This window comes from Stenotrophomonas maltophilia (assembly GCF_006970445.1).
GTDB lineage: Bacteria > Pseudomonadota > Gammaproteobacteria > Xanthomonadales > Xanthomonadaceae > Stenotrophomonas > Stenotrophomonas maltophilia_AU.
Genome location: NZ_CP033877.1, coordinates 3,174,260 through 3,188,255 on the forward strand (window position 1 = coordinate 3,174,260; position 13,996 = coordinate 3,188,255).

The following is a 13,996-nucleotide window of genomic DNA, read 5'->3' on the forward strand; positions in this document are numbered from 1 at the left end:
CCCCGCAGGGCCCCAGGTTCGATTGCATGCCACACATCGGAGAAGCACTGCCCTGCCCCGCCCGGAATCACGCCGCAGCGTTGCGTCGCGATGCGCTGCCGAACAGTTCCAGCAGCTGCTGCGAGCGCTCCTTTACCGCCTTCTCCGGCGAAGTGCGGGGACGCACCAGCAGGAAGTCTTCGGCAGTGGTCGTATTGCCATGCACCTGCGCCAGCACGCTGGTCAGCTGGGCGAGCATCCCCTGCAAGGGCTGGTCCAGCGGCTCCAGGCGTGCGAACGCATACATCTCCGAGAGCTGGCGGGAGGTGACTCCCGCCAGCAGGTGGTCCGGATGCGGGAGGCCCAGCCTCCACGCGATCCGGAACTGAAGCCGGCGCTCAGGCCGGCGGATCAGTTTTTTTCCAGCTCTCCCACGGCCGCATCGCCGAGCGCATTGAGCGTCTGTGCGACACGGAACACGCGATCCAGCGCCGCGGCCGATTTGGTGCCCAGCTGGGCCACCTCATGGTCGGAGAACAGGCGCTCGCCCATTTCATCGACCAGGCACAGGCCGACGAATCGCGCACGGAAGTCATCCACCTTGGGCGTGTCACCGCCATAGGTGTCCTGCTCCCAGCGATCACGGTCGCGGGCCGACATCATCGCCACGCGCACGTTGCCGCCCCATTCGGGTACGGCGACGTCCTCGTGCCGGCGATCCTGTGCGTCCAGGATCTGCTGCTTGCCCAACAGCATCACGGGGTGCCGCCAGCGGCCACGGTGACCAGCGCGAACTCACGCGGCAGCAGGTCCGCAGTGAAGGTCAGCACCTGGTTGGTACCCGGGGCCACGTTGAAGGCGGCGACCTTGGCGACGAAGGTGGCCGCATCGCCGGTGGGCAGCACCATCAGGAAATGCAGGTCGGCATCCGGATCGGCGTCGCGCAGGATCTCCTGGCCTGCCGAGCTGCCGACCGGCCAGCGGTGGCCGGACACCTGCACGGCCTGGCCGCCGGACAGACCCGCGATGTTCTCCATCTGCTTCGAACGCAGGTTGGTGGCATCAAGGGTGTTGGCCTGGCCGCGGCCGAACGGGAAGGCAGTCAGGCCGTCGATTTCGGTATAGCCGGCCGGATTGTTCGGCGCGGTCGGGGCGGTGCCGGCCTTCACGTACAGCGCGGAGTCCTGGGCGGAAATGGCTTGATTGATGGACATGGTGTTGAATCTCCTGGAAATGAAAAAGCCGCCTTGCGGCGGCTGGGGTTCGGGGTGATCAGGCTCGGGGCTGCCTGCAGTGGGTCATCGTGGCTGGCCCGTCACAGCCACCGGTTGCGCGTTGCGATCGGCAACACGCGGACAACAAAAAAGCCCCCGGCTCGCGCCGGAGGCTTGTATGTCATCGTGGCTGAAAGCTTAGGCTGCGGGTGTGCACCGGTCAATGCAGAAACAGCCCTCTGCACCGCCTTGGGAACGCACTGCGGCACGCCCGCAGCCGCCCGATCCGGCACAGCCGCTGACGCCGCGCTAACCGGCGCAGCACCGACAATGCAGCTCTGTTCCCAGCAACGAGGAAGATGACGATGGCCGAGTGGATCACCCTGGATACGCATCACGGCCCGGTACGGGCCTGGCAGGCCCTGCCGGAAGGCACCGCGCGCGGCGGCCTGGTGGTGGTGCAGGAAATTTTCGGCGCCAATCCGCACATCCGCAGCGTGGCCGAGCGCTTCGCGGCTGAAGGCTATGCGGTGCTGGCGCCCTCGTTCTTCGACCTGCTCGACGGCCCCGACGCCGATCCGGACGCGTTGCCCTACGACGCCGAAGGCGTGAAACAGGGCCTGGAACGGGTTGGCGCGCTCGGCATGGAACGGGCGCTGGAGGTGGTGCGGGCCGCGGCAACCCGGCTGGCACCGCAGGGCAAGGTCGGCACCGTCGGCTACTGCTGGGGCGGCACGGTGGCGATGCTGTCCGCGGTGCGCCTGGGGCTGCCGTCGGTCAGCTACTACGGTGCGCGCAACGTGCAGTTCCTCGACGAAACGCCCAAGGCCCCGGTGATCTTCCACTTCGGTGCCCAGGACCGCAGCATCCCGCCGGAAGCGGTCCAGGCCCACCGTGAGAAGCTGCCGCAGATGGCCACCTATGTCTATCCGGCCGATCACGCCTTCAACCGGGAGGTCGGACATGCGTATGATCCAGACAGCGCCGCCCTGGCGCTGCAACGCACCCTGGACTTCTTCTCGGAGCATCTTGGATGAGCGAATTTGAACTCGATTCACGCCTGGCCACCGATAGCGTGCTGGTGGCGGAAGGACCGTTGTCGCAAGTGCGGCTGATGAACGACGAACGATTCCCCTGGCTGGTACTGGTACCGCGCCTGGCCGGGGTGACCGAGTGGATCGAGCTGGACGGCGAGCAGCAGGACAAGCTGCGCACCGAGCTCAACCGCGCCTGCAAGGCCCTGAAGGGCTCCGACGGGGTGGAAAAGATCAACATCGGGGCGCTGGGCAACATCGTGCGCCAGCTGCACTTCCATGTGATCGGCCGCCATGACGGTGATCCGGCCTGGCCGGGCCCGGTCTGGGGCAGCGGCCCGGCGCACCGTTACGAGCCGGCGGCGCTGGACCAGCATGTCGCCTACTGGAAGGAACGGCTAGGATATCCGGCCCAGTCCTGAGCCTTCGCCGACCCGATGCGATTCAACCTCGTTGCCGCCGTCCTGCTGATCCTGATCGGCCTGTTCATGCTCGCCAGCAATCTCGGCTGGACGCACCTGAACCTGTCCAAGCTGCTGCTGACCTGGTGGCCGGTGGCCCTGGTGGGTGTCGGCATCGCGATGCTGTTCGGTCGCGGCAAATAAGCAAAGGCGGCGCAAGCGCCGCCTTCGCCCATGCAGAGCCGAGCCTTGCTCGGCTCCAGAACAACTCAGGTCCGCGGCAGGGTCACGCCGGTCTGGCCCTGGTACTTGCCGCCACGATCGCGGTACGACGTCTCGCAGACGTCATCGGCAGCCGCCTGGAAGAACAGCATCTGCGCCACGCCTTCGTTGGCGTAGATGCGCGCCGGCAGCGGCGTGGTGTTGCTGAATTCCAGGGTGACGTGGCCTTCCCATTCCGGCTCCAGCGGCGTCACGTTGACGATGATGCCGCAGCGCGCGTAGGTGCTCTTGCCCAGGCACACCACCAGCGTATCGCGCGGAATGCGGAAGTACTCGACGGTACGCGCCAGCGCGAAACTGTTGGGCGGGATGATGCATTCATCGCCGACGATATCCACGAAGCTGCCCGGATCGAAGTGCTTGGGATCGACGATCGTCGAGTTGATGTTGGTGAACACCTTGAACTCACGCGAGCAGCGCACGTCATAGCCATAACTGGACGTGCCGTAGCTGACGATGCGCTGGCCGTTGGCCTGCTTGACCTGCCCGGCCTCGAACGGCTCGATCATGCCGTGCTGCTCGGACATGCGGCGGATCCAACGGTCACTCTTGATGCTCATGCTTTGTCCTGGGGGTACGAGGGGGCGCGAGGATTCTAGCAGGGGGCCGGCCTGCGCCGGCGGCCCCTGCCCCGGCACTTACAGCAGCGACGACAGGATCGGGATCGAGGCCCGCGGGCGCTTGCCGACTTCCTCGATCAGGCGCTGCGCGGCATGGCGGTAGGCCAGGGCCGGCGCCGAATCCGGCTGGGCCACGGTGATCGGGGTGCCTGCATCGCCCTGTTCGCGGATGCCGATCTGCAGCGGCAGCGACCCCAGCAGCGGCACGCCGTACTGCGCGGCCATGCGATCGCCGCCGCCCTCGCCGAACAGATGCTCGATGTGCCCGCAGCTGCTGCAGGTGTGCACGGCCATGTTCTCGACGATGCCCAGCACCGGCACCTCGACCTTCTCGAACATCTTCAGCGCCTTCTTCGCATCCAGCGTGGCGATGTCCTGCGGCGTGGTGACGATCACCGCGCCGGCCAGCGGAATCTTCTGGGTCAGGGTCAGCTGGATGTCACCGGTGCCCGGCGGCAGGTCGATCAGCAGGAAATCCAGGTCGTCCCACAGGGTGTCGTTGAACAGCTGGGTCATCGCCGAGGTGGCCATCGGGCCACGCCAGATCATCGGCGTGTCCTCTTCGATCAGGTAGCCGATCGACATGGTGTCCACGCCGAACGCACGCAGCGGCTCGATGCTCTTGTTGTCCGGGCTTTCCGGGCGGCCGGACAGGCCCAGCATGGCCGGGACGCTGGGGCCGTAGATGTCGGCGTCGAGCACGCCCACCCGCGCACCGAGCTGCTGCAGCGCCACGGCCAGGTTCACCGACGTAGTGGACTTGCCGACACCGCCCTTGCCCGAACCGACCGCGATGACATTGCGGATGCGGGCATGCGGCGTGAGTCCCTTCTGGACCTGGCTGACATGGGGACGGCGGGGAGAACTGTTCACAACGAGCACCGGCGGGGTCAGGGGGATAACCCGACATCATACAAGCTGGACGTAACCTGACTGAAATTCAGGATTGCGACAGATTCGTGCACAGATTGTTAAGTTCATGTTACGTTCGATAAGCACTGTTTTGGGCTGCGGAGATGGGTATTCCCGCCCGCACGATGGCGCATGCGCAGTGCCGTTTTTGTTTTTTGCTCTCCATTGGAACTACATGAAACACTTCAGCAATACCGCACGTCGCAACACGCTCACCGTCGCCCTGATTTCCGCTCTGATGGCTGCCGCTCCGGCAATGGCCCAGGACAAGGCGACCAACCTGGACAAGATCACCGTCACCGGTTCGCTGATCCCGCAGACCCAGGTTGAAACCCAGACCCCGGTGATGTCCATCACCGCAGAAGACATCCAGACCCGCGGCTTCAGCAGTGTTGCTGAAGTGCTGCAGCAGTCGTCGCTGACCACCGGCGGCCTGCAGGGTGGCCAGACCTCGGGTTCGTTCACCCAGGGCGCCGAAGCGGCCGGCATGTTCGGCCTGAACCCGGGCTACACCAAGTACCTGATCAACGGCCGCCCGATGCTCTCGTATCCGGCGCTGTACAACGGCAGCGAGTCGTTCAACAACATCAGCGGCATCCCGATCGACATCGTCGAGCGCATCGAAGTCCTGCCGGGCGGCCAGTCGTCGCTGTACGGCTCGGACGCGATCGCCGGCGTGGTCAACATCATCCTGAAGGAACGCATGGACGGCGGCACGATGTCGATCCGTGGCGGCACCTACACCGAAGGTGGTGGCAGCAACATCCGCTTCAGCGCCGCCAAGGGCTTCAACGCGTTCGACGATCGCTTCCACGCGCTGGTCAACGTGCAGATCGAAAACGGCAGCCCGATCTGGGGCTACCAGCGTGACATCACCAAGCAGAACAACCCGGTCGGTTACACCGCGCAGCTGCCGTCGAACGACTTTGCCGTCATCGGCAACGCCGACAACAAGCTGTACATGATGGACCCGACCCGCTGCGGCAACGTGGCAGGCCTGTACGACGGCACCACCACCGTCGGCAAGCGTCCCTCGGGCGAGTCCTGCGGCTCGGTGTACAGCGCCGGCTACAAGACCCTGAAGAACGGCAAGAACAGCGGCCAGTTCTACTCGTCGATGACCTTCGACGTGAACGACAACTTCCAGCTGTTCGCCGACGTGCTGTACAGCAAGGAAAAGACCGAGTTCACCTCCGGCTCCAGCGCCCTGTGGTGGGGCACCAAGTCGGTGATGGGCGGCTTCTACGACCAGGGCCTGGGCAAGGTCGTGAACCTGCAGCGCGCCTTCGCGCCGGAAGAAATCGGTCCGGGCCACTACAACAACATCCTGAACTCCGATGAGAGCCGTTCCTACCAGGTCACCCTGGGCGGCAAGGGCATGGTCGGCGACTGGGACTACAGCGCCAGCTTCACCCGCGGCGAGTACCGCCTGGACCAGAACCGCTTCGCGCGCTGGAAGGACAAGATCGAAGGCTTCTTCGGCGACACCGTGCTGGGCCCGCGCCTGGGCACCACCGCTGATGGCTTCGGCATCTACAACCCGAACTACACCGCCTTCTACTCGCCGATCACTCCGGACCAGTTCGCCAGCTTCACCGGCTATGGCACCCACCGCAGCAAGACCTGGCAGAACCTGGGTCGCGTGCAGGTGACCAACGGTTCGCTGTTCTCCCTGCCGGGCGGCGACGCCGGCCTGGCCGTCGTGCTGGAAGGCGGCAGCGAAGGTTGGGACTACTCGCCCGACCAGGCCTTCATCGATGGCAACGCCTGGGGCGCCAGCGCCGTGGCCGGTGCCGGCCACCGCAGCAACTACGCGGTGACCAGCGAACTGCGCATGCCGGTGTTCGAGTCGCTGACCATCAGCGCCTCGGGCCGCTATGACGCGTTCAAGATCGCCGACAAGACCGTCGACAAGGCCACCTACAGCATCGGCCTGGAATACCGTCCGGTTGAAAGCCTGCTGCTACGCGGCAAGTACGGCACCGCGTTCCGCGCGCCGACCCTGTCCGATGCCTTCCAGGGCATGAGCGGCTCGTTCGCCTCCGGCCAGAACGACTACTACCGCTGCAGCCAGATGGGTTACGCGCTGCGTGACGAAGCCTGCTCGTTCTACAAGACCACCTCGGTGTACAGCGAAAAGTCCGGCAACCCGGACCTGAAGCCGATCACCGCCGACGTGTGGAGCGCAGGCGTAGTGTGGGCCCCGGTGAGCAACTTCTCGCTGTCGGTCGACTACTACAACTGGAAGATCAAGAACGAGGTCAAGACCCTGAGCACCGACCAGCTGCTGCTGGCCGAGTACCAGTGCCACAACGGCCTGCCGAACAACACCTCGGCCAGCTGCCAGAACGTGACCGACTGGGTGACCCGCGACGCCGGTGGCAACCTGACCCGCGTGTACACCCCGAAGCTCAACGTGGCCAGCCAGAACCTGGAAGCGGTGACCGTCGGTGCCAAGTACCAGCAGGATCTGGGCCGCTTCGGTTCGCTGATGTTCTCCGGCAACTACACCAACATGCTGAAGCGTGAAGTGGTGGCCCTGCCGGGTGCGCAGAAGCTGGACCTGCTGAGCGATCCGTACAACATGTGGTACTACGACAACTTCGCCAAGGTCCGCGGCGACGTGTCGGTGGGCTGGGCCATCTCCAAGTTCACCACCACCGTGTACGCCAACTACGTCGGCAGCACCCCGAACTACCTGGCCTACACCGGCCGCAGCTATGACTACGTCCACTCCTCCGGCGCCAAGGCCGGCAAGTGGGGCTCGTACACCACGTACAACATGAGCCTGAACTACCAGGCGCAGGACGATCTGACCCTGTCGCTGATGGTCAACAACGTGTTCAACAAGCTGCCGGAAGGCCAGCGCTACAACTACCCGGGCAACGAATCGACCCCGTTCAACGATGGCTTCTACAGCGTCTACGGCCGTCAGATTTCGGCCCAGGTCAAGTACGACTTCTAATCCCGTCGTATTCCGGACCACGTGTCTGGACCAGGCCCCGCTTCGGCGGGGCCTTTTTTTTGGGGCGCTGAACACCCCGTTCGGCCTTCAGCAAAAAGCGTGATCGACAACGCACAAACACCGGCGTTCGTGAGAACGCTGGTGGATCACAACGCATTGATTCTGAAGGGACATTCGCAACGTCGACATGCTCCCTTGCACGTCGCCATCTTTTGAAACACGCCAAAACAAATCTCCTTATCCATTGATTCGGAAGCATTTTTTGGTCCTCCAGAAGCGCCTGGATGTGACAGTCCCGTGTTTGCTGCGTTAACGACGTGTTACGGTCGACCTGAATGGAATCACACTGAACGAATCGTTAATGCGCAAGGAGTGCGCCGCCAAGACATTGCTCACTACGGGGATCCACCATGTCTCGCCAACGTTCCACGCTCTCGCGCCACCCTCTGACCCTCGCCCTGCTCGGCACCCTCCTGGCCTCCGGCACCGCCCTGGCCCAGGACGGCAATGCGCCGACCCAGCTTGACCGTGTGACCGTCACCGGATCGCTGATTCCGCAGACCGAGATCGAGAACCACACGCCGGTCCTGACCGTCACCGCCGAGGATATCCAGACCCGCGGTTTCACCAGTGTCGCCGACGTCCTGCAGCAGTCCTCGCTGTCCACTGGCGGCCTGCAGGGCGGCCAGACCTCCGCATCCTTCACCCAGGGCGCCGAAGCGGCCGGCATGTTCGGCCTCAGCCCGGGCTACACCAAGTACCTGATCAACGGCCGCCCGATGCTCTCGTATCCGGCGCTGTACAACGGCGGCGATACCTTCAACAACATCAGCGGCATCCCGATCGACATCGTCGAGCGCATCGAGATCCTACCGGGCGGCCAGTCCTCGCTGTACGGTTCGGACGCGATCGCCGGCGTGGTCAACATCATCCTCAAGGAGCGCATGGATGGCGGCGTGCTGAACGTGCGTGGTGGCGCCTACAGCGAAGGTGGCGGCAACAGCTTCCGCCTCAGCGGCGCACGCGGCTTCAACTCGAAGGACGACCGCTTCCATGCCCTGGTCAACGTGCAGTATGAGAAGACCAGCCCGATCTGGGGTTACCAGCGCGACCTGACCAAGGTCAACAATCCCGACGGCTACAGCCCGCAGTACGTCTCCAATGATTTCCTGGTGCTGCTGCCGGCCGCCAACAACCGCTACGCGATGATGGACCCGAACCTGTGCGCCAACGTGGCGGGCCAGTTCGACGGCACCACCGTGCTCGGCACCCGGCCGACCGGCCAGGCCTGCGGTTCGGTCTACGGCACCGGTTACAAGACCATCAAGAACGGCAAGGAAAGCGGGCAGATCTACAGCTCGGCCACCTTCGACGTGAACGACAACTTCCAGCTGTTCGGCGACGCGCTGTACAGCCTGGAGGAGGTCAAGTACGCAACCGGTTCCGGCTACACCTGGTGGGGCACCTCCTCCGGCTGGGGCCGCTTCTACGACCAGGCCAGCGGCCAGTACATGAACCTGCAGCGCGTGTTCGCGCCAGAGGACATCGGCGGCGGTGGCTACCGCGACATCATGAACACCGACCGCAACAAGGCCTACCAGGTCACCCTCGGCGGCCGCGGCACCGCAGGCAACTGGGACTACAGCCTCAGCTTCACCCGCGGCGAGTACAAGCTGACCGAGCGCAACTTCGTGCGCTGGAACGACCCGATCAACGATTACTTCGAGCAGCGCGTGCTGGGCCCGGTACTGGGCACCACCAGCACCGGCTACGACATCTACAACCCGAACTGGGAAGCGTTCTACGCGCCGCTGCCCGCCGGCGACTTCCAGAGCTTCACCGGCTACAGCTACAGCGAAAGCCGCACCTGGCAGAACCTGGCCCGTGCCCAGGTCACCAACAGCTCGCTGTTCAAGCTGCCCGGTGGCGATGCCGGCTTCGCCGTGGTTGTCGAAGGTGGCAGCGAAGGCTGGGATTACACGCCCGACCCGGGCCTGATGGACGGCAGCGTGTGGGGCACCACCGCCGTGTCCGGTGCAGGCCATCGCAGCAACTACGCGGTGACCACCGAACTGCGCATGCCGCTGCTGGAAACGCTGACCGTTACCGGTTCCGGCCGCTATGACGCCTTCAAGATCGGCAGCAACACCGTCGACAAGGCCACCTACAGCGTCGGCATCGAGTTCCGTCCGATCGAAAGCCTGTTGTTCCGCGGCAAGTACGGCACCGCCTTCCGCGCACCGACCCTCTCCGATGCCTTCCAGGGTCGCAGTGGTTACTACGCCAACGGCTCCACCGACTACTACCGCTGCGGCCAGCTGGGCTACGACCCGGCCAACACCACCGGCTGCCCGTACGACAGCGTCTCGGTGTTCGGCACCCGCTCGGGCAACCCCGACCTGGAGCCGATTACCGCCGATGTCTGGAATGCAGGCGTGGTGTGGGCACCGATCAACAACCTGTCGCTGTCAGTCGACTACTACAACTGGAAGATCAAGAACGAGGTCGATACGCTCAGCTCCGACCAGCTGCTGCTGGCCGAGTACTACTGCCGCAACGGCCAGTCCAACAACACCTCGGCCAGCTGCCAGAACGTCAGTGACTGGATCACCCGTGATGCATCGGGCGTGCTCGACGAGATCTACACGCCGAAGATGAACGTCGCCCGCCAGAACCTGGAAGCGCTGACCGCCAGCTTCAAGTACGTGCAGGACATCGGCCGCTTCGGTTCGCTGCAGTTCTCGGCCAACTACACCGACATGCTCAAGCGCAAGCTGCAGCCGCAGCCGGGCGACGAGTTCCTGGACCTGCTGCACGACCCGTATGCGATGTGGGTGTACGACTCGTACGCCAAGGTGCGCGCGGACGGCTCGATCGGCTGGGCCAAGGACAACTGGACCACCACCCTGTATGCCAACTACATCGGCAAGACGCCGAACTACATGGCGTACGTGGGCAACGGCTATGACTACGTGCACAGCTCCGGCTACAAGGCTGGCAAGTGGGGTTCCTACACCACCTACAACCTGAGCGTGAACTACCGCGCGATGGAAAACCTGACCCTGTCGCTGATGGTCAACAACGTGTTCAACAAGATGCCGGACAACCAGCGCTACAGCTTCGCCGGCACCAGCGGCCAGCCGTACAACAACTACCTGTACAACGCCTACGGGCGCGCGATCTACGTGCAGGCCAAGTACGCGTTCGGCGTGAAGTAATCCAGCAACCGCAGCAACGGAAAAGCCCCGCCATGGCGAGGCTTTTCCTTGTCCGGCATGACCGTTTGGAAGAACAGGCCCGGGTAAAGCCGGGCCTGCCCTCTTCCTCCGGTCCTTCCGCTCAGCGGAAGCTGTAGCGCAGGCTGGCCATGTAGCGACGGCCCAGCGCGTCCAGCACGTACGGGAACGGACCAATGTCGTCGGACAGGTTCAACACCGACAGGTTCACGCGTGCGTTGTCGGTCAGGCGGTAGCTGACATTGGCATCCCAGGTCGTCCAGCTGTCGCGCCTGAAGTACTGCCGGCTTTCCGGGGTAGCGGTCAGGCTGAACTGCGAGCCGCTGGTGTAGTTGGACGTCACGCCATAGCTCCACTTGCCGATGGCATGCTGCGCCGTCCAGCGGAACTGGCGCTTGGGCTCGTCGAACGTACCCACGCGCTCCACGAACGGCACATCCGCGTTGGCGGCCTGGCCACGGTTCTTCGGCATGTAGCCGTAGAAGCCCAGTGCCACCTGGCCGAATCGGCCCATGTCCCAGTTGTAGTCCACTTCGGCCGTCCAGCCGCGGAACATCAGCACCGGGCCATTGCCGTACTCGGTGCGGATATCGGTGGCCGCACCACTCAGCGGATTGCGCGTCACCAGGCTGCAGAAGCGGTTGGCGTTGGGCACGTCGGAGGCATTGAAGTCCGGGTTGTCGAAGCAGCCGGTGATGATGTCGGTCGGGCTGAGGCTGGTGATCACATCGGTGATCTTGATGTCATACCAGTCGGCCGCAACCCGCAGGCCCTTCGCCCAGTCCGGTGCGAACACGATGCCCGCTGTCCAGGACTTTGCCTTCTCGTTCTTCAGGCCGGTATAGCCGTTGACCGAGCCGAGGGTGTTGGTCGGCGACGCCTGGAACGTTGCCGGGTCCGCACCCGGGTAGGCCTGGAAGAAGGCCTCGCAGTTGCGGCGGCGAATCGCGGGGTTGGTGCCGCCGTTGATGGCCGATACGGAGCAGACTTCCGGGATGTTGTAGTACGCCGGCTGCAACGAGGTATAGAGCTCGGCAATCGACGGGGCACGCAGCGACTGGGTCTTGCTGCCGCGCAGCTGGATTCCCGCGAACGGCTCGTACTGGATGCCATAGGTGTACGCATTGAAGCCACCGGCCACCGAGTTGACCACGCGGCGGCCCTTCAGGGTCACGTCCAGGCGATGCAGGCCAGGCAGGTCCCAGTCGGGGTTGAACAGCGGTGCCAGGAACTCGGCGAAGATTTCGTTGGTGTGATAATCGCCCTTGGCGCCCTGGATCGGCACCGAACGACCCTGCCCCAACCGCTGGTACTCGCTCGGAGTGAACGAACCTTCCTCGCGGCGATGCTCCACACCCGCCGCGAAGGAGAACTCGCCACCCGGAAGGTCAAACAGCCCGCCGGTCACCGATGCGTTGAACACGGTCTGGCGCGTCCGTGCCTTGGCCAGGGTCGGCGTTGACACATAGGCCAGCGCTTCAGGCGATGCCTGGTTCTCGCCGAACAGATTCAGCGGACGGCAGTTCGGATCGGCAGTGGTGCCCGGGGCGGATGCATCACAGACGATGTTGCCGCTGGCATCGCGCTTCACGTTGAGCGCATTGATGAAGTTCTGCTGGATCAGGCCGGTTCCCTTGTAGTCGAAGTCGCCTCGACCGTGGGTCACGCTGGTTTCCCAGTTGAAGCGGCGCTCGCCGATATCGAAGAAGCCATCCAGGCCGAGCACGATGCGGCTCAGGCGCGTGTCGGTGCTGGCGTTGTTCATGCTCAGGTCGCGCGAGGAGCGCGACAGGCGGAACGAGGTGATGCCGTTCTCGGCCAGGATGCGGCGCGACTCGGCACTGAGGAACGGATTGTTCGCGCTGAACAGCATCGCGCCGCTCTGGTCACCACTGCCATCGGGATTTGCTGCACCGAAGCCGGCGGCATTGTAGACGTTCTGGTCCAACGTCTCGCGCGCGGTCGCGCTGTAGTGCGACAGTTCGAAGAAGCCACGCACGTTGTCGTTGAAGTCGAAGCTGCCGGTCGAGTAGACCGAACGGCGTTCGAGGTCGGCGATCAGCGGCAGGGTTTCGTTGAGGTTGAGGCCATCGCCGCCGGACGCATTGCCACTGGGATAGGTAATGCCCGGATCGAAGGCAACCAGATCGCCCTTGTTGTTGAAGTGCCAGAGCTTGTTGTTCGGGCCGAAGCCGTTCAACTCACCCGTGGCATTGCGCTGGTAGCTGCGCCGCACCTGGATGTCCGACGGCATGATCAGGCCGCCGAAGGTCATGCTGGAGATGCGCCGGTTGCGGATCCAGACCTGGTCGGCGATGCCGTCAGCCGGCCCGGTGTTGAACGGGATGCTGGGGTCGATGCGACCGTCGTTGCCCGGGGTACGCCACGGCTGGAAGCGCGCCACGTTTGCGGCCGTCGGATTGGTCTGCAGGCTGTAGCCGTTGCGGTAGAAGTCGCGCTGGAGCGCGTTCACGCCGTCGCTGTTGTCCAGTTCGGCAGCGATGGTGAAGTGGCCACGGCCATCAGCGAAGCCACTACCGAAAATGGCGGACCACGAGTAACGGTCATTGTCGTTCTTGGTGGTCCTGCCAAAGCCGATCTCGACCTCGGCGCCTTCGAACTTGTCTCGCAGGATGATGTTGTTCACGCCGGAGATGGCGTCGGAACCATACGTGGGGGCACCACCGATGCTCAGGCTTTCCACACGCTCGACCATCACGGTCGGGATCGAGTTCATGTCGACCTGGATGCCCGAGCCACCGCCCGCACCGAACACGGTTGGCGGTGCGGAGGTCACGAAGCGGCGACCGTTGACCAGGGTCAGCAGGCGGTTGCTGCCGAGACCGAAGCGACTGGCGAAGTTCACGCCTGCGCCGAAGCCGGCCTGATCACCACGCGAAGAGACGCCGGCAGAAACACCGGGAATCTTGGTCAGCGCATCGATCAGGTTGGTGTGCCCGTAGGCCTCGATATCCTGGCGAGACACCACGGCGGCCGGTTCCAGGGTGTCATAGCCGGCGCGGTAGATGTGCGAGCCCGTTACCGTGATGCGGTCCAGCTGGGTGGCCGCGGCTTCATTGGAAGCCTTCTTCGCGCTCTCGGCAGTCTCCTTGGCAGCCTCTCCCTCCTGCGCGAAGGCAGGCAGGGCGACGGCAAGCAGGATGGCCGAGGTGAGCGCGAGACTCAACGGATTACGGGGTAGTGGGCGAGTCTTCTCCATGTCTCTCTCTCTGAAAAGTGAGGGCACAAAAAGCTCTGCATCGGCAAGGCAGAGGAAATGTAGTCAGCAACTGTTCACGTGCCGATAACGGAATTCATACACAGATCGACACGAAACGGCAACATTCAGCAAA

The 13,996-nt window shown here is 64.1% G+C and carries 11 protein-coding genes; 5 read left to right on the top strand and 6 right to left on the bottom strand.

Annotation, left to right across the window (positions count from 1 at the left end):
• Positions 1-67: 67 nt before the first annotated feature.
• The 3 genes from EGM71_RS14700 to EGM71_RS14710 form a co-directional block, all read right to left on the bottom strand.
• The gene (locus tag EGM71_RS14700; RefSeq protein ID WP_188485491.1) at positions 68-286 is read right to left on the bottom strand and encodes a hypothetical protein; all 219 of its coding nucleotides are present in this window, start codon (positions 284-286) and stop codon (positions 68-70) included.
• A 104-nt stretch (positions 287-390) separates the two neighbouring features.
• A complete protein-coding gene (locus EGM71_RS14705; protein ID WP_164115332.1) occupies positions 391-735 on the bottom strand; it encodes a hypothetical protein in 345 nt (114 codons plus the stop codon).
• Entirely contained in the window at positions 735-1,193 is a 459-nt protein-coding gene (locus EGM71_RS14710; RefSeq protein WP_014037992.1) for a hypothetical protein, read from the bottom strand. Before EGM71_RS14710 ends, EGM71_RS14705 begins: the two co-directional genes overlap by 1 nt.
• A gap of 365 nt (positions 1,194-1,558) precedes the next feature.
• On the opposite strand from EGM71_RS14710, the gene EGM71_RS14715 reads away from it, so the two are divergent.
• The 3 genes from EGM71_RS14715 to EGM71_RS14725 are packed head-to-tail and all read left to right on the top strand — an operon-like array spanning position 1,559 to position 2,832.
• Positions 1,559-2,230, top strand: a complete 672-nt coding sequence (locus tag EGM71_RS14715; protein ID WP_049445708.1) for a dienelactone hydrolase family protein — start codon at positions 1,559-1,561, stop codon at positions 2,228-2,230.
• Positions 2,227-2,649, top strand: a complete 423-nt coding sequence (locus tag EGM71_RS14720) for an HIT domain-containing protein (RefSeq protein ID WP_014037994.1) — start codon at positions 2,227-2,229, stop codon at positions 2,647-2,649. Before EGM71_RS14715 ends, EGM71_RS14720 begins: the two co-directional genes overlap by 4 nt.
• Before the next feature lie 15 nt (positions 2,650-2,664).
• On the top strand, positions 2,665-2,832 hold the full coding sequence (locus EGM71_RS14725) for a LiaI-LiaF-like domain-containing protein (protein ID WP_005418011.1): 168 nt from the start codon (positions 2,665-2,667) through the stop codon (positions 2,830-2,832).
• 65 nt (positions 2,833-2,897) lie between these two features.
• On the opposite strand, the gene dcd is transcribed toward EGM71_RS14725, so the two are convergent.
• Positions 2,898-3,470 (bottom strand): dCTP deaminase, encoded by a 573-nt coding sequence (gene dcd / locus EGM71_RS14730; protein ID WP_100440510.1) that lies wholly within the window; start codon positions 3,468-3,470, stop codon positions 2,898-2,900.
• A gap of 78 nt (positions 3,471-3,548) precedes the next feature.
• Complete coding sequence (gene apbC, locus EGM71_RS14735; RefSeq protein ID WP_188485492.1) at positions 3,549-4,403, bottom strand: iron-sulfur cluster carrier protein ApbC; 855 nt, start codon at positions 4,401-4,403, stop codon at positions 3,549-3,551.
• A gap of 214 nt (positions 4,404-4,617) precedes the next feature.
• On the opposite strand from apbC, the gene EGM71_RS14740 reads away from it, so the two are divergent.
• Positions 4,618-7,407, top strand: coding sequence for a TonB-dependent receptor plug domain-containing protein (locus EGM71_RS14740; protein WP_188485493.1), 2,790 nt, complete (start codon positions 4,618-4,620; stop codon positions 7,405-7,407).
• A 410-nt stretch (positions 7,408-7,817) separates the two neighbouring features.
• Positions 7,818-10,625 (top strand): TonB-dependent receptor domain-containing protein, encoded by a 2,808-nt coding sequence (locus EGM71_RS14745; RefSeq protein WP_188485494.1) that lies wholly within the window; start codon positions 7,818-7,820, stop codon positions 10,623-10,625.
• 121 nt (positions 10,626-10,746) lie between these two features.
• Here EGM71_RS14745 and EGM71_RS14750 read toward each other — a convergent pair whose 3' ends face one another.
• On the bottom strand, positions 10,747-13,863 hold the full coding sequence (locus tag EGM71_RS14750; protein ID WP_188485495.1) for a TonB-dependent receptor domain-containing protein: 3,117 nt from the start codon (positions 13,861-13,863) through the stop codon (positions 10,747-10,749).
• Positions 13,864-13,996: the final 133 nt, after the last annotated feature.